Raw genomic sequence first — 23517 nt, forward strand, 5'->3', positions numbered from 1 at the left:
ACTAACTTAGGCGCAGGGGCTAATCAGCCCCTGTTCCCATTACTGAAATTGGGTCTGAGTACTTCGGATCGCCTTGCATAATGCTGATCTCTACGCGTCGATTCCTTGCTCTTGATTCGGCGCTGTCATCTTCGGCAACCGGGTCATTGGAAGCTCTGCCAACTACCCGCATGCGTGATTCATCAAAACCATCTGCGCGCCTCAACTCTTCAGCAACCGCAACTGCTCGCTGTGCAGAAAGGTCCCAATTAGAGCGATAAAGTTCGTTTGATATTTGCACGCCATCGCTGTGCCCGGAAATTTCTATCTGACCTGGCATATCGGTAATCAAGGTACCAAGTCGGCGTATTACCGGCACGAACTGCGGTTGTAAAAAAGCTGAACCAGCCGAGAATGAGCCGTTTTCACGAATCCGAATAATAATTTGCTGCCCTAGGTTTTCAACATCTACCGCGCCATCTTTTATCTCTTTTTGCAACAACTCTTGAACTTTTTTAAGTTGTTTCTCTAACTGCTCATTATTGGTTGCCGCAGCGCCAGCCGAGGCTGTTTGATTAGCCGTATTCGGAGCTTGTCCACCTCTCAATTGACCGCGTTGTTTTTGTCGGCCACCAGCAGATGCATCCTCACCTTCTTGGAAGTTCAGCATTGGCTTGGTGATATTTTGGGTCACTTGTTGGACAGTTTCGATAGGCGTTGGGTCGGGTTTTCCGGGTCTAAATTCAAGCGCAACAACGCTTGTACCTTTGGGAATATCTTTTAACTCAATTTTATTTTGAACACCAAAGGCAAACTTCATCGAGCCTGCAATTTGCTTAAATTTTTTCACATCCATTTCTGAAAACGAAAGCAGAAGAACAAAAAAGCACATTAATAGAGACATTAAGTCTGCGAAGGTGCCCATCCATGCAGGTAAGCCCTCGGGAGGACATTTTGGGCATTCGTCTTCCATTACGCTTTCTCCTCGTTACTGCCCCTTTTACCTTCAGCAAGATAACCTTTTAAGACACCTTCGATAACTCTTGGGTTTTGGCCGTCGGCTATGCCCAATATTCCATCAAGGATTAAACACTGATTGAGCTTTTCTTCAGCAGAACGCACGCCGAGTTTAAATGCAATGGGCAAACATACGATATTCGCAAGCATTGCACCGTATAACGTTGTAAGCAAGGCTACTGCCATTGCTGGTCCAATCGCTTTCGGATCGTCCATGTTCGAGAGCATTGCAACGAGTCCAATCAGTGTTCCAATCATTCCCATCGCTGGTGCGACATCACCGAGCGATTTGAAAATAACACTGCCGGCATCATGACGCTCGGTTGTATTGGTGATATCTTTAGCCATAGTGGTTCTGACCACCTCAACGTCATGACCGTCTACCAGCATATCCACGCCTTTTTGCATAAAGCTGTTTTCAATCTCTGCTTCTTCCAATGCCAAAAATCCGCCTTTACGAGCTGCATCTGCCATTTCAACAGTTTTTTGGATTAATTCCTCTGGAGATTGTATTTTAAATGCAAATGCTTTAGCGGCAATTTTACCCGCTCCTAGAAACTGAGTAAGGGGGTATTGCATCAATACTACAAAGGTCGAACCGCCAAATACTATCAGTACCGACGGAACATTAAAGAATATGCCTAGGTCGCCACCTAAGACCATCGCCATGAGGACAAAACCAAGCGCGCCGATAAGGCCGATTAGCGTTGCTAAATCCATGGTTAACTCCTCTACCTAAACAAAGGTTGGTTGAAATAATTCTGTGATAAGGTTAACGGCAAAGAATCCTTAACCTTTACGCTAAATAACGAGGAAAATGTTGAAGCAAACAATTGCTGTTTAAACGCTTGCCATTAAATCAATCCCAATGCTGATAATGATTGAATTTACAAGGTAGGTTCGGTATTGTTTGAGGCATGTAAAAGTAGCCAAAGAAGTACCATGAGCGCAGAAGATTTAAGCTTCGAACAAGCAATGCAAGAACTAGAAACAATTGTTACCAAAATGGAACAAGGCGACATTACACTTGAAGCGTCATTACAAAGTTTCGAGCGTGGTATTTCGCTTGCCAGACGCAGTCAAAATTTGCTTGAACAAGCACAGCAAAAAGTAAAGATCTTAACTCAAGAAGGCGGCGAACAGCATCTTGAAGATTTTCAAGCACCTGAATAAACAAACATGCATCAAGATTTACAAGATCTTCAAGCTCAAGTAAAAATCCGACTTGAGGCTGCTTTTAGAAACTATACAACGAGTCAAAACATCGCAAGCTCTCGATTACTGTCGGCAGTAGAATACGCATTATTTAATGGTGGTAAACGCATGCGTCCGCTGTTAGTGGCGATGGTCACCGATATGCTTGGAGGCAAACAAAGCGACGCAGACGCAATTTCCCTCGCCGTTGAGTGTATCCATGCATATTCATTAGTCCACGACGACCTTCCCGCGATGGATGACGATGCCTTAAGACGCGGTAAACCAACCTGTCACATACAGTTTAATGAAGCTACTGCGATACTAGCTGGAGATGCCTTACAGACTCTTGCTTTTGAACTCCTTGCCAATATTCCTTTGGAAGGTTTTGCAAATACTAAGCGACTTGAGCTTATAAAAGAATTATCCAAAGCCAGTGGGCTACAGGGCATGTGTCAAGGGCAAAGTCTTGATTTACTGGCTACGAACCAAGATATCGATATTACCGCCCTAAACGAATTACATAGCCTTAAGACAGGTGCTTTACTGGCAGCATCTGTGCGCATGGGCGCTATTATAAGTGCTAATACCACTGTCGAAGATATAAATAATCTCACAATTTTCGCTAAACATATTGGATTAGCCTTTCAAATTCAAGATGACATCCTAGATGTCATTTCAGATACCCAAACACTAGGCAAACCTCAGGGCTCAGACCAAGCAAACAATAAGAATACCTTTGTCAGTAAACTAGGCCTTACTGGCGCTAAGAACGAATTATCTGTCCATCATAAAGAAGCGCTACAAGCATTGAGCAGTTTACCGTACAATACGAGGGACTTGAGAATGTTCACGGACTATATGATGACTCGAACTTTTTAGAGCACAGATTCATACAATGTAAAACGACACGGAAGAAACCATAACGAATGACCTTAAATCTTTCACATTATCCGCACTTGGCCAAAGCAAACATCCCAAGTGAGCTGCGCCAGCAGCCAAAACATAACTTACATTTAATCGCCAAGGAATTGCGATTATTTTTGCTGAACTGTGTCAGTCAAAGTAGCGGACATTTTGCTTCTGGTTTGGGAACAGTAGAGCTCACCGTTGCACTTCATTATGTTTATAATACTCCGTTTGATCGCTTAATATGGGATGTGGGTCATCAGGCCTACCCACATAAAATTTTAACCGGACGACGAGAGCGCATGACTACCATTCGCCAAAAAGACGGACTTCATCCCTTTCCTTGGCCGCCCGAAAGTGAATACGATACCTTTGCAGTAGGCCACTCATCTACTTCAATTTCAGCTGCTTTAGGCATGGCCATCGCAGCAGATGATGAAAACAAAAATCGCAAAGTGGTTGCCGTTATCGGTGATGGCGCATTAACTGCAGGCTTGGCATTTGAAGCCCTTAATCATGCAGGTGATATTGCAAAAGACTTAGTCATCGTTTTAAACGATAACGAAATGTCGATATCTGAAAACGTTGGCGCGTTAAATAGTCACTTAGCCCGCTTACTAACTGGTTCCTTTTTTAATTCTATTCGTGACGGCGGTAAAAAGATTTTAAGCAATATTCCGCCGATTAAAGAGCTCGCCAGTAAAGCAGAAGAGCACATAAAAGGCATGGTCGTTCCCGGTACCATTTTTGAAGAGCTGGGCTTTCGCTATATTGGTCCAATTGACGGTCATGATGTGGATGCCATGGTTGATACCCTTAGCAATATGCGCAAAATGTCAGGACCACAAATACTGCACGTAGTCACCAAAAAAGGCAAAGGCTATGAGCAGGCGGAACAAGACCCTATAAAATGGCATGCCGTTCCCAAATTTGATCACACCACCGAAAAATTACCAGTTAGCAAGCCGGGCAAACCATCATTTTCGGCAATTTTTGGAAGCTGGCTGTGTGATATGGCAGAGAAAGATAAAAGCTTAGTCGCGATTACGCCAGCCATGCGAGAAGGCTCTGGCTTGGTCAAATTTTCTCAGCGCTTCCCTAAACAGTACATAGACGTTGCCATAGCAGAACAACATAGCGTTACCTTAGCTGCTGGCCTCGCTCGAGAAGGCAAGCATCCGGTAGTAGCGATATATTCAACGTTTTTGCAGCGCGCATATGACCAGCTTATCCATGATGTTGCTATCCAAAATCTGCCGGTTTTGTTTGCCATAGACCGCGCCGGGATCGTCGGTGCAGATGGCCCAACGCATCAAGGCGCTTTTGATATTAGCTATTTACGCTGTATTCCAAATATGATCATAATGACTCCCGCCGATGAAGCTGAATGCCGGAATATGCTGTATACCGGCCACATTGCAAATCAACCAGCAACTGTACGCTACCCTCGTGGTGCCGGCATTGGAGTAGCTCCCAAGGCAGAAATGCAGGCGCTAACACTCGGTAAATCAAGAGCAATAAGACAAGGTAAAAAAACCGCTATTCTTAATTTTGGAACTCTCTTCGGTGACGCTAAAGAAGCCGCTGACAGTTTGGATGCGACCTTAATCGATATGCGATTTGTTAAACCAATTGACGAGCAAGCCATTTTAGCCGCTGCTGCTGAACATGACCTATTGGTTACTATCGAAGATGGCGCTATTGCAGGCGGCGCCGGCAGTGCAGTAGCCCAAGTACTGCTACACAATAAGGTACTTTGCCATCTACTCAATCTCGGTTTACCCGATGAATTTATAATGCAGGGGACGCAGCAAGAAATGTACGCCGAATTGGGATTAGACGCTAAAGGTATTGTTGCTGCGGTGAAAGGATTTTAAACAGAAATTGCGTATAAATATAAAAGATTAAAGGGCTTAAACAGGTTTGAGTCCTTAAACCAAGCAATGGTGGAGTTAGAGTTTTATATAGGTTCCTTCCGCTTTTTCTACAATACCAGCCATTGCATATACACCATCAGATGTAAACACAAACAAGCCATTGCTCCAGCCACGATATCATCCAACATAATCCCCAACCCACCATGAATTTTTCGGTCAAATACCCTAATTGGCCAAGGTTTTAAAATATCAAAAAACCTAAACAGAATAAACCCTATAACTAATGTAATAGGGTTGATGGGTACAGCAATAAACACAAACATCATGCCGGCTATTTCATCCCATACGATAGCACCATGATCATGTAAACCTAGTGCATCAGATGTTTTTTGACAAAAGCGGAGGCCAATCAGGGTACAAGCAAACGTCACGGCAATATATCCCCAAAAAGGTAAAAAGGACATTGCCAAGAGTAAGGGGATGGCTGCTAAGGATCCAAAGGTTCCTGGCATAAGGGGAATAAGGCCAGTACCGAAACCAAGACCAAAAAAATGGTCTGGGTTCGTCAATGAAACGCGCTTTCGAAGCTGCTTGTCCATTTTTAATGGCCTATTAGAAGTGTTGGTAGCCTTTACCTTCGATTGCTACAAAAGAAAAAGCTTGGTCATTTAAGCGAAGGTCAATTTTACCTTGTGCACCGGTAATTTGACCTATACAAGTAACGGGTAAATGGTAATTTGCCATCGCGGTTTCCATACTGACTCGGTGCTCTTCTGGAATGGTAAACAGCAATTCGTAATCATCTCCACCGGTACAAGCATAAGTTAAGGCTTGTTCTAAGTCGGGAATGGTTTCCCCTAATGCTTGGGAAATTGGCAGTTTATCCAGATGCACGATTGCACCCACTTTTGAGCCCTCTATAATGTGCTCTAAGTCTTGGAGTAATCCATCTGAAATGTCAATGCAGGAGGTTGCTAGGCGTCGCAATGTTGTGCCTGCAAGTACCCGCGGGGTTGGGAAATAATGTCGATTTACCAAATAATCGGAAGCACTAGCGTCTGCAATCTCCAGTTGGCCTTTTAGAAATGCTAAACCCGCCGCGGCATCTCCAACCGTGCCAGTCAAAAATAGCCAATCCCCAGGATTCGCGCCACTACGTGTCAACATACTTTCCGGCGGAACAAATCCCTGAGCCGTGATCGTTACCGCAGTTTTTCCTTTGACGGTGTCACCACCAATCAGTTGTATTGAAAAATACTGAGTTAAATCATTAATTTTTGTTGAAAATTTACTCAACCAACTTTGATCAACCTGTTCAACTGATAGTGACAAGTTTATCCATGCAGGTTCTGCACCCATTGCGGCCAAATCACTCAAATTAACCGCTATTGCTTTATGAGCAATTGCTTCTGGGCTTGCTTCAGGCAAAAAATGCACCCCCTCAAGGAGTGTATCTGTGGTCGTTGCTAAATATTGCCCTTGCGGGACTTGTGTGATCGCAGCATCATCGCCTACGCCCAAAATAACATCTTTTCTCACAAATTTGGGGCGCGTGAAATAATCTCGAATTAACGCAAATTCATTCAAACCTATCTTCTTTCATCTTTTCTGAGGGTTTTTACCGCTTTGTCTAGCGCACCATTTATAAACTTGTGGCTTTCTTCTGCACCAAAGGTTTTGGCAAGCTCAATAGCTTCATTGATCACAACTTTAAAAGGCGTATCAAGACGCTCTAGTAATTCAAATGTCGCTAAGCGCATGATTGACTTTTCAATAGGATCAAGCTCCTCTGGGAGGCGTCCTAAATAGGGCTTATACGCTTTATCTATTTTTGCTACGTCGTCACTCACACCTTTTAAAATAGCTTGAAAATACTCCATGTCAACTTTTGACATATCGTTAGTAGTGGCAATGCTTAGCTCTACTTGCTGCATCTCATTGCCACTCATCAAATAGCTATAAAGGGCCTGTAAGGCGAGTGTTCTAGCTTGCTTTCGGTGCGCTGGTTTCACTACAGGCTGCCGTCGATAGCGGACACTACATTGACCATTTCAAGTGCAGAAAGGGCAGCTTCAGAGCCTTTGTTGCCCGCTTTAGTGCCAGAACGCTCTATCGCTTGCTCAATACTGTCGACTGTCAGCACACCAAATGCCACCGGTAAACCGGCGTCCATGGATACTTGTGCAAGGCCTTTGTTACATTCGCCAGCCACAAAATCAAAGTGCGGTGTGCCGCCACGAATCACTGCGCCAAGAGCAATAATGGCATCAAATTTACCTTTTTCAGCGACTTTTTTAGCGGCCAAAGGCATTTCGTATGCGCCAGGCACTCGCACTACAGTAATATCATCTGGGTTGACTTCCCCGTGACGCTCAAGTGTATCAAGCGCTCCTTCGAGTAAGCTTTCTACTACGAAACTGTTAAAACGAGCAACAATAATGGCAAATTTTTTGCCAGTGGCGCGTACATTACCTTCAATTACGTTCATGCGATAAGCTCCTATAAAAATCGGCGCGAATTATAGCACAGAAGACCTATCTCGTGAGACTTTTTACGCAGTTAAGGAAATACGATGCAAAAAGTATCTTTAGCGATGGTCAACATGCTAAATCAGTCGTGAATATATTCTACAACCTCAAGGCCAAAGCCTGATAGCGCAGAGTACTTGATGGGTTTACTGAGCAGGCGCATTTTTTGCACCCCCAAACTTGCTAGAATTTGGCTACCCACACCTACTGTGCGTGATGAACCCTCCCATGTCTTTCCCTTAGCAATTTGGTCATTATCTTCAGCTTCAAACTGCCGAACCTGACCTTCAACATCTTCTTGCTTGCCTAAGAGCACCAAAACGCCGCCGTGGTCATGAATCTTTTTCATGGCGGTATGTAATGGCAAGGAGCGGTTAATGGCTCTAGTGGAGCCTAAGAGATCACTTAACGTATTTAACAGATGCACGCGCACCAGTGTCGGCTCAGTTGCTGACACTTCTCCTTTTCTCAGGGCAAAATGAATTTGATTATCAATAACGTCTTTAAATGTGATTAATTCGAAATCGCCAAACTCAGTAGGTAAACGACAAGTGGCGACCTTGGTAATAGTGGTTTCATTTAAATTACGATATTCAATAAGATCGGCAATCGTACCGATTTTTAAGTCATGTTTCTTCGCAAACACCTCCAACTCTGGCCTGCGCGCCATGGTGCCATCATCATTCAATATCTCTACTATAACTGCGGCTGGCTCACAGCCGGCTAAACGCGCTAAATCGACACCGGCCTCAGTATGTCCTGCGCGATTGAGCACACCGCCTTCTTTGGCAATCAGCGGAAATATATGCCCAGGCTGCACGATGTCATCTGCAACAGCATCTCTGGCCACTGCTGCTTGAATAGTGCGCGCACGATCGGCAGCAGAAATTCCAGTGGTTACGCCATCTCTGGCTTCAATCGATACGGTGAAATTGGTTGAGAATTGGGCGCTATTTTTATCTACCATCAAAGGTAGCTTTAAGCGCTTGCAACGCTCAGTCGTCATCGGTAAGCAAACTAAGCCACGGGCATGAGTGACCATAAAGTTGATAGTCTCAGCACTCACATGCTCGGCAGCCATAATGATATCACCTTCATTTTCGCGGTCTTCATCATCCATTAAAATGACCATTTTACCTTGTTTGATATCGTCGATAATTTCTTGTGTACTATTTAATGCCATTAGACTGCCTTTAGGTATGTCGATGTGTTGTGTATGTTCTGTGTATAGCTGTACAAAATAAATGCAGGCTATTTCAAATATCCATTTTCAGCCAAAAAGCTCATGCTTATGTCGGCTTTGTCGCTTTTAGCGGCTTTGTCACCAAGCATCAAGCGCTCTAGGTAACGAGCAATAACGTCCACTTCCAAGTTCACTTTTGTGCCTATTTTATAATCACCTATCACGGTTTCTTTCAACGTATGCGGAATAAGCCAGAGCATAAATGATGCCCCTTTTACTTCATTCACCGTCAAGCTCACACCGTCTACCGTAATAGAGCCCTTATGAGCAATGTATTTAGCAAGTTCATCGGGAGCCTTAACCCATACTTCTACATATCGAGTGTGCTCGGTGATGGATTCTACCGCCCCTACTCCGTCAACATGACCAGAAACAATATGCCCGCCAAATCGGCTATCGGGGCGCATGGCTTTTTCAAGGTTGACTGAACTGCCGCTTTGATAATGTGCAAAACCTGTATACTTTATGGTTTCTGCTGAAACATCGGCCTTATAGTAATTGCTTCCTTTCTCTACAACCGTTAAGCAGACGCCATTGGTTGCGATGCTATCGCCTAAATACACGTCGCTCATGTCCATTTTCCCCGCGACTACAGTCAAGCGAATATCATGGCCTAAGTTATCTAAAGCTTTAATGGTGCCAACTGCTTCTATGATACCGGTAAACATTTTACCTCACTACTGTTTAGTTGTTTGCCAAAGGTTTTACTGAACGGATTAGCGCATTTGGCAAATAATTTTAATATCTGGCCCAACCTGTGTTATCGAAGAAACACGGGTATTAATGGCTTCTTGCAAATCTTGTTTTGGCAGCGTGGATAATAACTCTCGCGCGCCACCACCTAAAAATTTAGGCGCTAAATACAGAATTAATTCATCGACCAAATTAGCTTCCAACATTGCGCCCGCTAGCTTTGCTCCTGCTTCTACCCATATATTATTAAGCCCTTGAGCGCCTAAGTCGTCTAACATACGAGATAAATCCACATGTCGCTCATTTTCAGGCAAGGGTAATTGAACTTGACTAACGCTCGTGCTGCCTAATTTGTTATTGCCCATGCAGTTGTAAATGCGTGTCAAACTGCCGTCTGAACACAAAATTAGCTCATCATGTAGTCGATTTTTCCCGTCTATAACCACTCGCAAGGGTTGCGCTTCACGTTGTAAAAACGCCTTTGCTACTGAATCAGGTAATTCATTGCTCCGCACGTTTAGGCGCGGGTTGTCAGCCAGTGCCGTGCCCGAACCCGTTAATATTGCACAGGACTTTGCTCGTTCAAGCTGCACGTCGCGCCGCGCATCATCCGAGGTGATCCACTGACTTTTACCGTTTTGCAATGCCGTTTTACCGTCTAAACTCGCCGCAAGCTTCAACCTAATGTAAGGTCTACCGGTTCGCATTCTGGTGAAAAAACCGATGTTGAGCTGTTCAGCCTGTTGCTGCATTAACCCTACCTTCACGACTATACCGGCGTCTTCAAGCAACTTGACGCCTTTACCTGCGACCTCTGGGTTGCTGTCCAAAACAGCAATAACGACTTTTTGAATGCCGGCATTTATTAATGCTAAAGCACAAGGGGGGGTGCGGCCATAATGGGAGCATGGCTCCAAAGTAACATATGCAGTAGCAGATTTAGCCAGTAAACCAGCCTGCTCTAGAGCATGCACTTCGGCATGCGCGGTTCCGCTCTTGTAATGAAACCCCTCACCAACGACTTTGCCAGTTGCAGATACAATTACACATCCAACGCTTGGATTTGGCGTAACAGAATAGTTCCCCTGCTCGGCTAAGCGCAGTGCTCTAGCCATATACAAAGCATCCGTTGGGCTAAAATGCGCTGACACTTATTGGGGCTCACTCGAGAGGCGGGCGATTTCTTCACCAAACTCTTTTACATCTTCAAAAGAGCGATAAACAGAGGCAAATCTAACGTAAGCAACTTTATCGAGTTTCTTTAAAGCGTCCATAATCAACTCACCCACAAATTCGCTTTTAACTTCGCGCTCTCCGGTTGCTCGTAGGGACGCTTTTATCTTGAACACACACTGCTCTATCGCCTCTATACTGACGGGGCGTTTTTCAAGCGCGCGCTGCAAGCCTGCCATTAGTTTTTCTTCATTAAAGGGCTCTCGTGTATTGTCACGTTTGACAACGCGAGGCATCACCAATTCAGCCGCTTCAAAGGTCGTAAAGCGCTCACTGCATTCTACACATTGACGTCTGCGTCTTACTTGGGCTCCATCGGAAACTAAGCGAGAGTCTATAACTTTGGTCTCTTGGGCTGAACAAAACGGACAAAACATGGTGTTTCCTAACTAGTAATGAACAATTTTTAGTTGGCGTAGTTTACGTCAAAAACACATCAGAAAGTAGTCTATACCTTAGGGTCTGTCTTAGACTAGCGGTTATAATCAAGTTATAAGCAGGCTGATTAAAAAAGCCGGATTTACCCGGCTTTTAAATACTTACTGTTGAGGGACATAATGCTAAGGCCTTCAACGAAAGCTCAAAGCACTCTAAGCTAACCGTAGACTGGAAACTTCTCGCAAAGCTCAACCACTTCTGCTTTAACCCTATCGATCACGCTTTTATCTGAGATGTTGTCCAATACATCACACATCCACGTCGCAACCTGTTTAGCTTCTGCTTCTTCAAATCCACGGCGAGTTATAGCGGGAGAACCGATACGCAGACCACTGGTAACAAACGGTGAGCGTGGATCATTGGGCACCGAATTTTTGTTTACAGTAATATTTGCACTACCTAGCGCCGCATCTGCTTCTTTGCCGGTAATGTCTTTGTCAATTAAATCAAGTAGAAATAGGTGATTATCAGTACCGTTAGAGACGATTTTATATCCGCGCTCTTGCATCACCGCTACCATCGCTTTGGCATTTTTCAACACCTGTTTTTGGTACACTTTGAAGTCAGGAGAAAGCGCCTCTTTGAACGCAACTGCCTTTGCGGCAATGACATGGCACAAAGGACCGCCCTGATTACCGGGGAATACCGCGCTATTAAACTTTTTGTATAAGGCTTCGTCGCCACAATTAGATATGATCAAGCCGCCCCTTGGGCCGGCTAATGTTTTATGAGTGGTCGTGGTAACAACATGCGCATGCGGGATAGGGCTTGGGTATTCACCTGCCGCAACTAAACCCGCTACATGAGCCATATCAACCAACAAATACGCGCCCACTTTGTCCGCAATTTCTCTAAAGCGTGCCCAGTCAACAATGCCAGAATATGCAGAAAAACCGCCGATAATTAATTTCGGCTTGTGCTCAAGCGCCAGCGCCTCTACTTGCGCGTAATCGATGACGCCGGTTTCAGGGTGCAATCCATACTGCACCGCATTATACGTTTTACCTGAGAAGTTGACATGTGAGCCGTGCGTAAGATGCCCACCATCCGATAGGCTCATGCCTAATACGGTATCGTTTGCTTCTATTAAGGCCATAAATACGGCCGTATTCGCCTGCGAACCGGAATGCGGCTGGACGTTCGCGTACTCGCAATTAAACAGCTGTTTGGCACGTTCAATAGCCAAAGTCTCAGCAATATCTACATACTCACAACCACCGTAATAACGCTTGCCTGGATATCCTTCAGCATACTTATTCGTCAACTGTGAACCCTGCGCTTCAAGTACTCTTGGGCTGCAATAGTTTTCAGAGGCGATAAGCTCAATATGATGTTCTTGACGCTGTTTCTCTTTTTCCATCGCATCGGCTAGTTCTGGGTCGAATTCTGCGATAGTCATATTACTGGATAACATGTTTTCTCCTTGATCGAGGCAGGTAGCAGAAATACTAAGCTACAAGTCCATTGGCAATCGATGTTTGCATTAGTGAGTAGGGTAAATTCGCGCCACATTTTAGCCCATTTATTCGCTTTGTATACAGCTTTACAAAAATTAGTTACGAGTTTACTGTCAAGGCATTAGCCCTAGCTGCCTTAACAGAATACAAAGTTATGAGCCAGAAACTCGTTCACACTATTTAACTAACTTATTCTCTAGCGCTTTTACGCGGTCGTATAGCTTATCAATCGTGCGCAGTTTTACGGTATTTTTTTGCCAATCACGTGTATTAACTGCAGGCATGCCTGATGAGTAGGAGCCTGGTTGGGTGATGCTCTTTGTTACCATCGAGAAGCCCGTGATTTGCACATTATCGCAAATATCAAGATGACCATTTATTACAACACTGCCCGCGATCACTACGTGCTTACCTATGTTAACACTGCCAGCCATACCGGTGGTCCCGCAAATGCATGTGTAATCTCCGATAGTGCAGTTATGCGCAATCTGTACCATATTATCGATAATGCAATTTTTACCAATGACGGTGTCGTCCAAAGCACCTCTATCTATGCAGGTGTTGGCTCCAATTTCAGTGTCATCACCAATTCTCACTCCGCCGGTTTGCGGAATTTTCACCCACACACCTTTATCATTAGCATAGCCAAAACCATCCGAACCGAGCACTGTGCCACTGTGGATTGAAACGTTTTTACCTAAGCTAACACCATGATATAGAGTCACGTTTGCGCGCAGGTTGCAGCCATCTCCAAGTACACAGTTTTCACCCACAAAACTGCCTGCACCGATACTTACATTATCTCCAATAACTGCATTTTTATTGACGGTTACACCCGGTCCAATGGCAACATTTCTGCCCAATTTGACGCTTGCATCTACCGAGGCCAATGCAGAAACGCCTAGCGCTTGCAAAGGCGTGGTATCGAGTAGTTGGGAAGCCAAAGCAAATCCAACATAAGGATTTTTGTGCACAATAGCATTCCCTACAAAGTCGGCCGCCTGTTGCTGATTCAAAATAACTGCACCCGCTTTTGTATTGGTAAGGTCTGCGGCGTATTTATTGTTTGAAAGAAAAGACAACTGCTGCTGCTGTGCTTTAGCTAAGGTTCCCATGCTTTGTATCATATGCTGTGCGTTGCCTTTTACCTCGCCACCAATATGTTCAGCAATTTGTTGTAATGAATAAGCCATAGGGATTTTTCCTTGATAGAATGCAGGCCTTCAGTGCAGAGCACTTGGCCATCAGTTTAATAACGCCTGTGGCGCAAATAGTATCATACATTTTATTCGTCTCAACTGAGGATAATAGGTGTAATCAAGGGTTTAACTCGACTACAATAGGTAAATCGAGAATCATTCATTCTTTTACACAGAGAGTAATATGGCGCAATTCGTTTACAGTATGCATCGTGTAGGTAAGGTAGTTCCACCTAACCGCCACATTCTAAAAAATATCTCATTGAGCTTTTTCCCGGGCGCAAAAATTGGTGTGCTCGGCTTAAACGGCTCGGGTAAGTCTACCTTACTTAAAATCATGGCCGGCATCGACACTGACATTGAGGGTGAAGCTCGTCCTCAGCCGGGTTTAAAAATTGGTTACTTGCCGCAAGAACCCAAGCTTAATGAAAGTAAAGATGTCAGAGGCAATATCGAAGAAGCCGTTGAAGATGTCGTATATGCACTGAAACGTCTAGATGAAGTTTACGCAGAATATGCTGAAGAAGGCGCAGATTTTGATGCCCTTGCTAAAGAGCAGGGCGAACTTGAAGCGATCATTCAAAGCAAGGACGGGCACAACCTAGACAATGCTCTAGAAAGAGCCGCTGACGCATTGCGTCTGCCGCCGTGGGATGCAGATGTCAGCAAACTCTCTGGTGGTGAACAACGCCGCGTAGCACTATGCAAGTTATTGCTTGAAAAGCCCGAGATGTTGCTGCTTGATGAACCAACTAACCATTTAGACGCTGAGTCGGTAGCATGGTTAGAGCGTTTTTTACATGACTATGAAGGCACCGTGGTCGCCATTACTCACGATAGGTACTTTCTTGACAATGTAGCCGGTTGGATTTTAGAGCTCGACCGCGGTGAAGGTATCCCATGGGAAGGCAACTACTCAAGCTGGTTAGAACAAAAAGATGCGCGCTTAGCGCAAGAAGAACGGTCTGAAAATGCCCGCCAGAAATCCATTAAGCAAGAGCTAGAGTGGGTGCGCAGCAATCCCAAGGGCCGTCAGGCAAAAAGCAAAGCGAGAATGGCAAAATTTGAAGAGCTTAATACCAACGATTATCAAAAGCGTAACGAAACTAACGAACTGTTCATCCCGCCCGGCGAACGCTTAGGTGATAAAGTAATCGAAGTCAGCCATCTGAAAAAATCCTACGGCGATAGACTGCTCATCGATGACTTAAGCTTTAAGATACCAAAAGGCGCTATCGTTGGAATTATTGGTCCAAACGGCGCGGGTAAATCAACCCTATTTAAAATGCTCACCGACGCCGAAAAACCAGACTCAGGCAGCATCGATGTGGGTGAGAGTGTGCAACTTGCCAGTGTTGATCAGTTTAGAAATAACATGAACGAGACCGGCACAGTATTCCAAGAGCTCTCCGAAGGTCAAGACCTCATCAAAATTGGCACCTTTGAAATCAACAGCCGAGCCTACTGTTCGCGCTTTAACTTTAAAGGCACCGACCAGCAAAAATTTGTCAAAGACCTATCCGGTGGCGAGCGCAATCGTTTGCACCTTGCCAAGCTTTTAAAAGCTGGCGGCAATACCCTATTGCTCGATGAGCCAACCAATGATTTAGACGTGGAAACCCTACGTGCTTTAGAAAATGCCATTTTAGAGTTTCCGGGCTGCGTCATGGTGATTTCGCATGATCGCTGGTTCTTAGACAGAATCGCTACGCATATCATGGATTATCGCGACGAAGGCAAAATCAACTTTTATGAGGGTAACTACACCGAATATGCAGCATGGTTGAAAGACACTTATGGCCACGATGTAGTTGAGCCGCATCGCTTAAAATACAAAAAGATTGGTTAGTATTTAACACAGGCCGCTATACAGAACGCCGATGGAATATACATCGGCGTTTTTTTACATATGGCTTTTTATCTGCTAATTACGCGACGACAATTTATCTACAAGGCACGGTCTTATGCTCAGCGCTTTTTACACTTCATAAACGCGTTTGAGTCTAATGACATAACACACTCATCATGTTGATTAACGATTTCATAGCTCATACATATTAACCCTACGCCGGGTTTACTTAACGATAGTCGACAGTCGGTCACAAGCGCTTTCACGCTTAACACATATCCGGGAAAAACCGGCTTTAGCCATTTAAGTTTATCCACTCCCGGTGAACCAAGAGAGCCGTGATCTTCCGGCAAATTGTCAATTAACATGCGCATGAAAATCGCAGATGTATGCCAACCGCTCGCGCAAAGCCCACCAAATAAAGAATCTTTCGCGGCTTCATTATCTAAATGGAAAAACTGCGGGTCGTATTTACTGGCAAACTCTTTAATCTCGCTTTCAGTAACTTCATAGGCGCCAAAGCGCGAGGTTTGACCTACTTCATAATCTTCGAAATACATGTTATTTCCTAAAACGCGCTCAATATTCTAAAGTATATGTCATTTTTCGCTAAATTTGAGCAAACTTAAGCCGAATGCAAAGTATTCTGTGAATCAGTATTATTAGAGGCATATTTTAAGGATTGTATGCACCTGTACTAAGGCCTGTTAAATTGCGTCTAAGGCTTCAGATAAACGGGAGCACGCTATTACTTCAATCCCTTCAATGGGCTTTTTCGGCTGATTGGCTTTAGGGACAATGGCTTTTGTAAAGCCATGCTTAGCGGCTTCTGTCAGCCTATCAGTGCCATTGGGCACAGGTCGAATCTCGCCCGATAGCCCGACTTCACCAAAAGCAATGAGGCCTTGCGGCAGAACTTTACTACGAAAGCTTGAAAGCATCGCGAGCAACACGGCTAAATCAGCGCTGGTTTCCGTGACTTTTACGCCACCCACCACATTCACAAACACGTCTTGATCATGCATTTGTACATTTCCGTGGCGATGCATAATTGCTAAAAGCATGGCTAAGCGATTATGGTCCAAGCCAACCGCCACACGCCGAGGGTTTGATATCTGGCTATAGTCAACTAAAGCCTGAATTTCAACCAATAGTGGTCTTGTCCCTTCCCACACAGACATCACGATACTGCCTGCTGACTGCTCCTGCTGGCGGTTCAAGAAAATGGCCGAAGGGTTAGAGACTTCTTTCATACCCCGCTCGGTCATGCCAAATACGCCAAGCTCATTGATTGCGCCAAAGCGGTTTTTAGTGCCTCGAAGCGTTCGAAAACGCCCATCAGACTCGCCTTCAAGCATCATTGAACAGTCAATGCAGTGCTCCAGCACTTTTGGCCCTGCTAAGCTGCCGTCTTTGGTGACGTGTCCCACAATAAACATCGCGATATGATGCTGCTTCGCAAATCGCGTCAATGCCGCTGCGCACTCACGTACTTGCGATACACCGCCAGGCGCAGAAGGAATATCAGCCATATGCATTACTTGAATCGAATCAATTACCATGACCGAAGGTTTATGCTGCATGGCCAGACTACAGATCGTTTCAACATTAGTTTCAGCAAGCAGTTTTAGCTTATCGTCAGGCAGATTAAGACGCTTTGCGCGCATTGCCACTTGCTGCAGAGACTCTTCCCCAGTCACATATAACGCACTATCTTGTTGCGCTAGTAGGCACATAACCTGTAGTAATAAAGTGCTTTTCCCCGCGCCAGGTGAGCCGCCAATGAGTATAGCTGAACCCGGCACGATGCCGCCTCCAAGGACGCGGTCTAGTTCTTTAAATCCGGAGCTAAAGCGAGGCAGCGCGGTTAAATCGATATCTTTAAGCGTTTCTACTTTTGCAAGGGTGGTCCCGGCAAAGCCACTGCGCGCGTGTTGCGTGGCAGTGCTTGCAGTGTGCACCACAAATTCGGAGAGGGTGTTCCATGCATTACAGTCTTTGCACTGGCCTTGCCAGCGAGAATGCTCACTGCCGCAGTCAGAGCATACAAATGCAGTTTTCTTTTTTGCCATATTTTTTAAAGAAACTCTTATATTTCATCAATCGTTGAGGAAGAAAATTTGCTAAACATTTTAGTTTTTTGCTAGTTTTCCGATAGTTAATCTAATATACCATTTTAACTAAACGAGCGTTTATCTTATTCATGATGACTCCTGACTTAGCGCCCTACGCTGACATCATTCGCACTCTTGCTCCCTTGGTCAATAACGCAAGCTTTAATCAAGAATTCGACAGGCGAACTTCGAGTATGAGCAATGACACGCGTTTTTTAGTAAAAATGGAAGTGAAACGCCTTGCTAAACCTTGTATTCGCTCAATCGATTTGCGAGCAAAAGTCAAAGATGACTGCCGTTTATATAATTATCAGGGTATTGAGCATTATTTGCATATTAACGGTATTTTGTATTTCGAAAAACTGGTCAAACGATATGGCCAGTACAGCTTTGGCGTATATGAAGGTATTCATGAATTTGCGCTTGCCGAAAAGCAAAAGTTAGAGCAGCAGGCAAATATGCCTATGAAGCAAGGAGCTGAGATATCAGAGCCCTCTGAAAGTTATATTACGCCTTGCCAAGAACTGCTAAATTACCCGATAAGAAAAGAAGAACGATTGAATTATGTAACGCAAATAGAAGTGTTTTTTGCGGACAACAAGAGCGTGCATGCAACCACCTTAGATATTTCAATACATGGTCTAAGAATACGTTTGAGAGAGCCTGAACATTTACTTGAGGTAAAAACCTTTGAGCCATTATCAGTGATGTTCAGAGCCGTTGAACGCTCTACTGGCATTACGCGAGATTCAATCCCATTCAAAGTACTGGGCTTAAGCGGTGAAGGCAGTAAAACGAGCATTCATTTATACCGGGAGACAAGCCCCGAACACGCTCGTTTTGAGACTTTTGTACAAGATTTATTTCGGCTGCATAAACGCCGTTACAAAGTCAATTTAGATAACGTTGAGATGGCGGTTGGTACGAAGATTTATGAGCAAAGTTTTGCGAATAATACCCCTAGCCTACCAGTATTTGTGGCTCGAGATGACAATGCTGAATTTGTTGCCAAATACGCGAGCATCAATGGTTCGACTAAGCGTATATTGGATTATTGGACCAACGAAGAAAAACAATTGATGCTGGGCTATCTTTTAAATTCAGAGCGGCTATCTATGTTGGCCAACGACAATGGCTCCTGCCCAAGCCTCGTCGTTTATAGTTTTCACCATATAAAAGACGAAAAAATTTACTTTTATTCGGCTTCGCAAGCTGAGCTAGAAAAATATCCAGAATTGGCTGAAACTTTTTTAAGCTATGGTTCCCGAAAAGTCAGTTGGCGAGTGTTTCGATTAGTATGCTCAGATATTTTACCCGGCCAAGGCATCGCGCCGACTTCTGTGCCTGATGGGGTCAATAAAGAAATAGACAAGTTGAACCGGCCTCCTTCGCCGCGTTTAAGCGGACGACTTGCTGAGCTTTCTAACATGATTTCAGTGACGGATATTACCAATGATGCTGGACAAGAATGTTATCAAAAACGAGCCCTTACACGCGAAAATATAAAACAACTGCACGTATTTGGCCACGCTCGCAATAAGCCACCCTTCATCGTTGAGGCCTTCAGACATAAAGATGCCGAACTGAGACGACAGACTCGTTACGTTTTGCGAACACCAGTCTTGATTAAAACTAGTTCGCACAATATCACCGCGTATACCGAGGATATTTCGGTAAGTGGCTTGAAGCTTGAACTTGATGAACCTTATCCCCATCGTTTGAACTCAAAGGTGCATATTAGCTTCACTAAGCTGCAAGATATCACTGAAAGCTTCGATTTGAACAATCTGCAATATCGGGTAAAGCACATTAACTATGACAAGCAGGTTTTGCACCTTGAGGCGGTCTCTGAAGATGAGACGAGTGAAGCGGAACAGTTTTTTGCAGAATTAATCGCTAACAATGCGGATAAGCTACCCGCCCTAACTTACGAAGAGAGTATTCCGGGGATTAGTTCTGCTTTGCGCACAATTCACGCAAAAACTACACCGCAGTTTTGCGCCTATGTTGAAAAAAAGCCGCAGGGATTTTTACCCGCGATGACAACCATGAATCAAGTCCGCGCTCCATGGATGAGTTTTTTGCATCACGATGCAAATTTAGCAAGCGTGAATCTGGCATGGCTGTATCAAGATGAAGATTTACTTGAACCGTTCGTGCGGCAATCACTTAAACTCTTGCGTATCGACCCTAAAATCATCAGCACTGAAATCTATGTTGCTTACAATCCTGCGGCAAATGATTCACTGCAAAGGGTAATGGCGCAATGGCAATATCAATTGCCTTCACATCGAGCAAAACAGCAATTTATCAGACAGGCTCATGAAAATGGTCAGTTCTTTGCTTTCAATGTTTCCATTAACAAGGCCTTAAAGCCAGATTTAGAAAAACTTGAGCAAGAACTGCTTTATTTAAGCCAGCATGCTATCCACAAAGCTACGCACTTTGAAGAACGCATGTGGGATGTTGCTGGCTGTATATTTCTGACCGATATCAGCGATGAGGTTTGCTATCGATATCAGTGGAAAACGACCTAGCGTAACGCAAACAACAGTCCTTCGAATCCACCGAAGCGAATAGCAATGTCGGCAACTGCGCTCACCGCAGGCTTTGCATGATAGGCTACAGAAGTGCCTGCTTTTGCCATCATCACTAGATCGTTTGCACCATCGCCCATAGCCACTGTTTGTGCGTTAGAGATCCCAAAGGTCTCGGCCAGTAGGCATAGATAGCGGGCTTTTTCTTCGCCGTCTACCACTTTACCAAGGACTTTACCGGTAAGCTTACCATCTACTACCTCTAACTCATTGCTATGAGCAGCATCTAAGTGAGACAGTTGCTTCACATGGTTGGCAAAGAAGGTAAAACCTCCCGAAGCCACACCAAGCTTCCAACCAGCCTGCTTTAAGATATTCATCGTCATCATGAAATTTGGCATAAATGGCAGGCGATTGCGAATACTCAACAACGCTTCGAGTTCAACTCCAGCTAAGCATGAGACTCTGTCATGTAAACTTTGCGTAAAAGGAATCTCCCCCTGCATGGCGCGTTCGGTAACCTCGGCGACTTTGTCCTTAACGCCCGCAAGTTCTGCTATTTCATCAATGCACTCCATAGCGATAATAGTGCTATCCATATCCATCACTAGTAAACCAGGACTATCTAGTGAGGCCTTACTTTTTAAATAAATATCTGTGCCATAGCGCTGACATACTGCCGCAAGGACATGTTTATCGACCTTTAATTTTTGCTGAGTAACAAGATCAAATGCCTGCGTCGCAAAGTGATTTGCAAAACGGTTTGCGCGAAGCTGCACCACAGTGTTTAGTGGCATCAGTTCACTTAAAATAAAAGCCAGTTTTCGCAAGGTCAGCGACTGAGAGGCGATACTTAATGCAGGAGCGCTGAAATTCAAATAGTTTGATGCGCTTTGTGATGCAGTTGGCGCAGAAGACAACTGCACCTCTTTCGCTTTTATCGTAAAGGTAAATGAATTGCCCTGCGACACCAGAGATTGTAAAACGTCGCAACTATCTAAATCAGGGTTTTGGTGGTCATCAATATGATTATTAAGCGCAATGGCCTGAATGCTAAACATCCATGAGGTATCTTTTTATGTGAATATGCCCCTTATGATACTGATTTACCCTCTTGAGTAAACAAAGCCTTGGCAAATATTTGTTTTTCATCTAAGGTCTGAAGGAGTTTTCAAAGGGCATAATCGTGATATTTTATGGCAGAAGTCATTCAACGGCAAAACAGCTCGATATTTAAGCGTATTTCTAGTCTGATATTATTGGTCTGTTCGATTGCTATTGGTATCAACTTATACATCATGCATTCACAAAATGCTCAACAATGGTATGAAATTGAATCTGAGCAGCTTGGAAGAAGCCTTACTATACAAGCCGCTAAGCTCCTGTCTCAACCTATCGCTACTGGCGACGAGCAAGTGGTAAGCACTTACATGGATATGCTGAACCAAGGCATGTTTATTGAGGGTGCGGTGGTGTTTGATGATGCTGGCGTGCGGCTCTTAGATGCCCAAGATAACTTTTCTATTGTTACTATGATCAAAGAAAGTAACTATGAGCCTCTCGTCTTTGTAGAAGATATTGTGAATGACGGACAAACCCTAGGCTACGTAAAGCTGATTTTAAATCGCGAAGAAATTACTCAACATCATCAGTCCTTTAATCGCAACCAGCTATCACAAAGCGTGCTGGTGATTATTCTAGCGATGATTGTCAGTATGTTGGCCACTCGGCTATTTTACAAATTCAAACGCAACTACGGCGCCGACATTGATGAAAACAAACTCATATAGTTGGCAGTAGTACAGTTGACAATTTCCTCAACACTCACCTGTTTTAGCTCAGCTAAAGATTCAGCAACTATTCCCAAACGTTCTGGCGTATTTCGCATACCTTGAAACCCGTAAATGGGCATATCGGGTGCGTCAGTCTCTAATAAAAGAGCGCTCAGTGGTACTTTAGTTAGAGCCTTTCTGGTTTTTTCCCCTCTTGGATAGGTTATCGTGCCACCGACGCCCAATTTAAAACCCAAATCAATATAGCTTTGTGCTATTTGCGCACTGCCAGAAAAAGCATGAATGACGCCACCTTGCTGAAAATTACATTTTTTTATGAGCCTGATTAACTCATTGTGTGACTGTCGGTGATGCAAGATAACCGGCTTAGATACGCTCTGTGCTAAGCCTAGCTGGTCAATAAACACTCGCTGCTGAAAGCTCAATGTAAGCGGCAGCGTAGCGTCTATGCCAAACTCCCCTATTGCCACTAAATCACCTAGATAAGTGTCCACCCATTTGGCCATGATGGCTAACTGTTCGCGCCATTCTTCTGCGCGCAACTCACAGAGAAAATATGGATGGAAACCCGCGGCAATATCCAGTGTCTTAAAACGCGCTTTCAGTGCTAGCAATCGGTCAACCTGATTTATCCCAAGTCCGGGAACCAGTATGCGTTTGACACCTTTACTCAAGGCCTTTTCGATTACCTGAGCGCGATCTTCATCAAATGCTGGCAAATCGATATGGCAATGACTATCAATCATATCGAATCAAGCCATCTTAGGGCATTAAGCGTTGAGTCTGCCAACTGTCTTGTGCGTCTTTAATATATTCAAATCTATCGTGTAGGCGATGCTCCCCGCCTTGCCAAAACTCGATGCGCTGAGGGCGGATTATATATCCTCCCCAAAAATCAGGAAGCGGAATGTCGCCTTTACTAAATTTTTCTTTCATCTGATGGAATTGTGTAAGCAAAAGCTCGCGGGTCGATATGGGTCTACTCTGCTGAGATGCCCATGCACCTAACTGACTTTCTTTGGGGCGTGATAGAAAATATTTGGCGTCCTGGGCACGAGAAAGTTTTTCAGCAACACCGGTCACACTGACCTGTCTTTCAAGAAAGTACCAAGGAAAATGCAAAGAGATATTTTGATTACCTTTTAGATCGAGGGCTTTCTTACTGCCTAAATTGGTATAAAACACAAAGCCTTGTTTAGACACATCTTTTAATAATACGATACGTTGCGATGGCGCTCCGTTCGCATCGACTGTTGCAACCGTCATTGCATTGGGGTCGGGTAGCTTTGCATCAATGGCATCTTTTAACCATGCCTGAAACAAATCAATAGGATGCTCGGTGAGCTTATCTTCTGTCAGGCGACCTAAGGTATATTCTTTTCTAAATTCGTGTAATGCTTTCATTCAGGCCCTCTACTAAAAATGTTAGTGCACTCAGTGATATCAGCACAATAGAC

General features: G+C 44.4%; 23 protein-coding genes. 6 read left to right on the forward strand and 17 right to left on the reverse strand.

Annotated features, from left to right (window positions below):
* Positions 1 to 19 precede the first annotated feature (19 nt).
* Positions 20 to 952, reverse strand: a complete 933-nt coding sequence (locus AB9H30_RS16215; protein ID WP_371195761.1) for a flagellar motor protein MotB — start codon at positions 950 to 952, stop codon at positions 20 to 22.
* Complete coding sequence (gene pomA, locus AB9H30_RS16220; protein ID WP_371195762.1) at positions 952 to 1716, reverse strand: flagellar motor protein PomA; 765 nt, start codon at positions 1714 to 1716, stop codon at positions 952 to 954. The genes AB9H30_RS16215 and pomA overlap by 1 nt, the downstream gene beginning before the upstream one ends.
* Before the next feature lie 222 nt (positions 1717 to 1938).
* Between pomA and AB9H30_RS16225 the strand changes: the two genes are divergently transcribed.
* From AB9H30_RS16225 to dxs, 3 genes are read left to right on the forward strand one after another with little or no spacing between them, the layout of a single operon-like run.
* Complete coding sequence (locus AB9H30_RS16225) at positions 1939 to 2169, forward strand: exodeoxyribonuclease VII small subunit (RefSeq protein ID WP_371195763.1); 231 nt, start codon at positions 1939 to 1941, stop codon at positions 2167 to 2169.
* A gap of 6 nt (positions 2170 to 2175) precedes the next feature.
* Positions 2176 to 3072, forward strand: coding sequence for a polyprenyl synthetase family protein (locus tag AB9H30_RS16230; protein ID WP_371195764.1), 897 nt, complete (start codon positions 2176 to 2178; stop codon positions 3070 to 3072).
* Between the two features lie 47 nt (positions 3073 to 3119).
* The gene (gene dxs, locus AB9H30_RS16235) at positions 3120 to 4976 is read left to right on the forward strand and encodes a 1-deoxy-D-xylulose-5-phosphate synthase (protein ID WP_371195765.1); all 1857 of its coding nucleotides are present in this window, start codon (positions 3120 to 3122) and stop codon (positions 4974 to 4976) included.
* A gap of 107 nt (positions 4977 to 5083) precedes the next feature.
* Here the strand turns inward: dxs and AB9H30_RS16240 are convergent, their stop codons facing one another.
* The 10 genes from AB9H30_RS16240 to lpxD form a co-directional block, all read right to left on the reverse strand.
* Positions 5084 to 5575 (reverse strand): phosphatidylglycerophosphatase A, encoded by a 492-nt coding sequence (locus AB9H30_RS16240; RefSeq protein ID WP_371195766.1) that lies wholly within the window; start codon positions 5573 to 5575, stop codon positions 5084 to 5086.
* Positions 5576 to 5588: 13 nt separating this feature from the next.
* Entirely contained in the window at positions 5589 to 6563 is a 975-nt protein-coding gene (gene thiL / locus AB9H30_RS16245; RefSeq protein ID WP_371195767.1) for a thiamine-phosphate kinase, read from the reverse strand.
* A 2-nt stretch (positions 6564 to 6565) separates the two neighbouring features.
* The gene (nusB, locus tag AB9H30_RS16250; protein WP_371195769.1) at positions 6566 to 6988 is read right to left on the reverse strand and encodes a transcription antitermination factor NusB; all 423 of its coding nucleotides are present in this window, start codon (positions 6986 to 6988) and stop codon (positions 6566 to 6568) included.
* Positions 6988 to 7464, reverse strand: coding sequence for a 6,7-dimethyl-8-ribityllumazine synthase (ribE, locus tag AB9H30_RS16255; protein WP_371195770.1), 477 nt, complete (start codon positions 7462 to 7464; stop codon positions 6988 to 6990). Before ribE ends, nusB begins: the two co-directional genes overlap by 1 nt.
* 122 nt (positions 7465 to 7586) lie before the next feature.
* Complete coding sequence (gene ribBA, locus AB9H30_RS16260; RefSeq protein ID WP_371195771.1) at positions 7587 to 8687, reverse strand: bifunctional 3,4-dihydroxy-2-butanone-4-phosphate synthase/GTP cyclohydrolase II; 1101 nt, start codon at positions 8685 to 8687, stop codon at positions 7587 to 7589.
* A gap of 68 nt (positions 8688 to 8755) precedes the next feature.
* Positions 8756 to 9415 (reverse strand): riboflavin synthase, encoded by a 660-nt coding sequence (locus AB9H30_RS16265; RefSeq protein ID WP_371195773.1) that lies wholly within the window; start codon positions 9413 to 9415, stop codon positions 8756 to 8758.
* A gap of 48 nt (positions 9416 to 9463) precedes the next feature.
* Complete coding sequence (gene ribD / locus AB9H30_RS16270; protein WP_371195828.1) at positions 9464 to 10555, reverse strand: bifunctional diaminohydroxyphosphoribosylaminopyrimidine deaminase/5-amino-6-(5-phosphoribosylamino)uracil reductase RibD; 1092 nt, start codon at positions 10553 to 10555, stop codon at positions 9464 to 9466.
* A 36-nt stretch (positions 10556 to 10591) separates the two neighbouring features.
* Positions 10592 to 11050, reverse strand: coding sequence for a transcriptional regulator NrdR (gene nrdR, locus AB9H30_RS16275; protein WP_371195775.1), 459 nt, complete (start codon positions 11048 to 11050; stop codon positions 10592 to 10594).
* Positions 11051 to 11268: 218 nt separating this feature from the next.
* On the reverse strand, positions 11269 to 12525 hold the full coding sequence (gene glyA, locus AB9H30_RS16280) for a serine hydroxymethyltransferase (RefSeq protein WP_371195777.1): 1257 nt from the start codon (positions 12523 to 12525) through the stop codon (positions 11269 to 11271).
* 219 nt (positions 12526 to 12744) lie between these two features.
* A complete protein-coding gene (gene lpxD, locus AB9H30_RS16285) occupies positions 12745 to 13761 on the reverse strand; it encodes a UDP-3-O-(3-hydroxymyristoyl)glucosamine N-acyltransferase (protein ID WP_371195778.1) in 1017 nt (338 codons plus the stop codon).
* A gap of 190 nt (positions 13762 to 13951) precedes the next feature.
* Here lpxD and ettA point away from each other — a divergent pair, with 190 nt between their 5' ends.
* The gene (ettA, locus tag AB9H30_RS16290; protein WP_371195780.1) at positions 13952 to 15616 is read left to right on the forward strand and encodes an energy-dependent translational throttle protein EttA; all 1665 of its coding nucleotides are present in this window, start codon (positions 13952 to 13954) and stop codon (positions 15614 to 15616) included.
* A gap of 119 nt (positions 15617 to 15735) precedes the next feature.
* On the opposite strand, the gene AB9H30_RS16295 is transcribed toward ettA, so the two are convergent.
* Positions 15736 to 16176: a MaoC family dehydratase gene (locus AB9H30_RS16295; protein ID WP_371195781.1), complete on the reverse strand. Its 441-nt coding sequence runs from the start codon at positions 16174 to 16176 to the stop codon at positions 15736 to 15738.
* Between the two features lie 147 nt (positions 16177 to 16323).
* Entirely contained in the window at positions 16324 to 17688 is a 1365-nt protein-coding gene (gene radA / locus AB9H30_RS16300) for a DNA repair protein RadA (RefSeq protein WP_371195782.1), read from the reverse strand.
* 131 nt (positions 17689 to 17819) lie between these two features.
* Here radA and AB9H30_RS16305 point away from each other — a divergent pair, with 131 nt between their 5' ends.
* Positions 17820 to 20267, forward strand: coding sequence for a PilZ domain-containing protein (locus AB9H30_RS16305; RefSeq protein ID WP_371195783.1), 2448 nt, complete (start codon positions 17820 to 17822; stop codon positions 20265 to 20267).
* Here AB9H30_RS16305 and serB read toward each other — a convergent pair.
* On the reverse strand, positions 20264 to 21328 hold the full coding sequence (gene serB, locus AB9H30_RS16310) for a phosphoserine phosphatase SerB (RefSeq protein ID WP_371195784.1): 1065 nt from the start codon (positions 21326 to 21328) through the stop codon (positions 20264 to 20266). The genes AB9H30_RS16305 and serB overlap by 4 nt on opposite strands.
* Before the next feature lie 135 nt (positions 21329 to 21463).
* Between serB and AB9H30_RS16315 the strand changes: the two genes are divergently transcribed.
* Positions 21464 to 22057, forward strand: a complete 594-nt coding sequence (locus AB9H30_RS16315; protein WP_371195785.1) for a hypothetical protein — start codon at positions 21464 to 21466, stop codon at positions 22055 to 22057.
* Here AB9H30_RS16315 and AB9H30_RS16320 read toward each other — a convergent pair.
* Both AB9H30_RS16320 and pdxH read right to left on the reverse strand, forming a co-directional pair.
* Entirely contained in the window at positions 22021 to 22806 is a 786-nt protein-coding gene (locus AB9H30_RS16320) for a TatD family hydrolase (RefSeq protein WP_371195786.1), read from the reverse strand. The two genes, AB9H30_RS16315 and AB9H30_RS16320, sit on opposite strands and share 37 nt — an antisense overlap.
* A 16-nt stretch (positions 22807 to 22822) precedes the next feature.
* On the reverse strand, positions 22823 to 23464 hold the full coding sequence (pdxH, locus tag AB9H30_RS16325; RefSeq protein WP_371195787.1) for a pyridoxamine 5'-phosphate oxidase: 642 nt from the start codon (positions 23462 to 23464) through the stop codon (positions 22823 to 22825).
* Between the last annotated feature and the right edge of the window lie 53 nt (positions 23465 to 23517).

Source organism: Glaciecola sp. SC05 (assembly GCF_041380235.1).
In the GTDB taxonomy this organism is placed as follows: Bacteria; Pseudomonadota; Gammaproteobacteria; order Enterobacterales; family Alteromonadaceae; genus Glaciecola.

Bases quoted from the DNA above. Each gene is read 5' to 3' on its own strand.
- serB (WP_371195784.1), bottom strand. From the start codon at position 21,328: ATGTTTAGCATTCAGGCCATTGCGCTTAATAATCATATTGATGACCAC.
- AB9H30_RS16265 (WP_371195773.1), bottom strand. From the start codon at position 9,415: ATGTTTACCGGTATCATAGAAGCAGTTGGCACCATTAAAGCTTTAGAT.
- nrdR (WP_371195775.1), bottom strand. From the start codon at position 11,050: ATGTTTTGTCCGTTTTGTTCAGCCCAAGAGACCAAAGTTATAGACTCT.
- radA (WP_371195782.1), bottom strand. From the start codon at position 17,688: ATGGCAAAAAAGAAAACTGCATTTGTATGCTCTGACTGCGGCAGTGAG.
- AB9H30_RS16230 (WP_371195764.1), top strand. From the start codon at position 2,176: ATGCATCAAGATTTACAAGATCTTCAAGCTCAAGTAAAAATCCGACTT.
- AB9H30_RS16215 (WP_371195761.1), bottom strand. From the start codon at position 952: ATGGAAGACGAATGCCCAAAATGTCCTCCCGAGGGCTTACCTGCATGG.
- AB9H30_RS16225 (WP_371195763.1), top strand. From the start codon at position 1,939: ATGAGCGCAGAAGATTTAAGCTTCGAACAAGCAATGCAAGAACTAGAA.
- ribE (WP_371195770.1), bottom strand. From the start codon at position 7,464: ATGAACGTAATTGAAGGTAATGTACGCGCCACTGGCAAAAAATTTGCC.
- lpxD (WP_371195778.1), bottom strand. From the start codon at position 13,761: ATGGCTTATTCATTACAACAAATTGCTGAACATATTGGTGGCGAGGTA.
- ettA (WP_371195780.1), top strand. From the start codon at position 13,952: ATGGCGCAATTCGTTTACAGTATGCATCGTGTAGGTAAGGTAGTTCCA.
- pdxH (WP_371195787.1), bottom strand. From the start codon at position 23,464: ATGAAAGCATTACACGAATTTAGAAAAGAATATACCTTAGGTCGCCTG.
- ribD (WP_371195828.1), bottom strand. From the start codon at position 10,555: ATGGCTAGAGCACTGCGCTTAGCCGAGCAGGGGAACTATTCTGTTACG.
- AB9H30_RS16240 (WP_371195766.1), bottom strand. From the start codon at position 5,575: ATGGACAAGCAGCTTCGAAAGCGCGTTTCATTGACGAACCCAGACCAT.
- dxs (WP_371195765.1), top strand. From the start codon at position 3,120: ATGACCTTAAATCTTTCACATTATCCGCACTTGGCCAAAGCAAACATC.
- ribBA (WP_371195771.1), bottom strand. From the start codon at position 8,687: ATGGCATTAAATAGTACACAAGAAATTATCGACGATATCAAACAAGGT.
- glyA (WP_371195777.1), bottom strand. From the start codon at position 12,525: ATGTTATCCAGTAATATGACTATCGCAGAATTCGACCCAGAACTAGCC.
- pomA (WP_371195762.1), bottom strand. From the start codon at position 1,716: ATGGATTTAGCAACGCTAATCGGCCTTATCGGCGCGCTTGGTTTTGTC.
- AB9H30_RS16315 (WP_371195785.1), top strand. From the start codon at position 21,464: ATGGCAGAAGTCATTCAACGGCAAAACAGCTCGATATTTAAGCGTATT.
- AB9H30_RS16320 (WP_371195786.1), bottom strand. From the start codon at position 22,806: ATGATTGATAGTCATTGCCATATCGATTTGCCAGCATTTGATGAAGAT.
- AB9H30_RS16295 (WP_371195781.1), bottom strand. From the start codon at position 16,176: ATGTATTTCGAAGATTATGAAGTAGGTCAAACCTCGCGCTTTGGCGCC.
- AB9H30_RS16305 (WP_371195783.1), top strand. From the start codon at position 17,820: ATGATGACTCCTGACTTAGCGCCCTACGCTGACATCATTCGCACTCTT.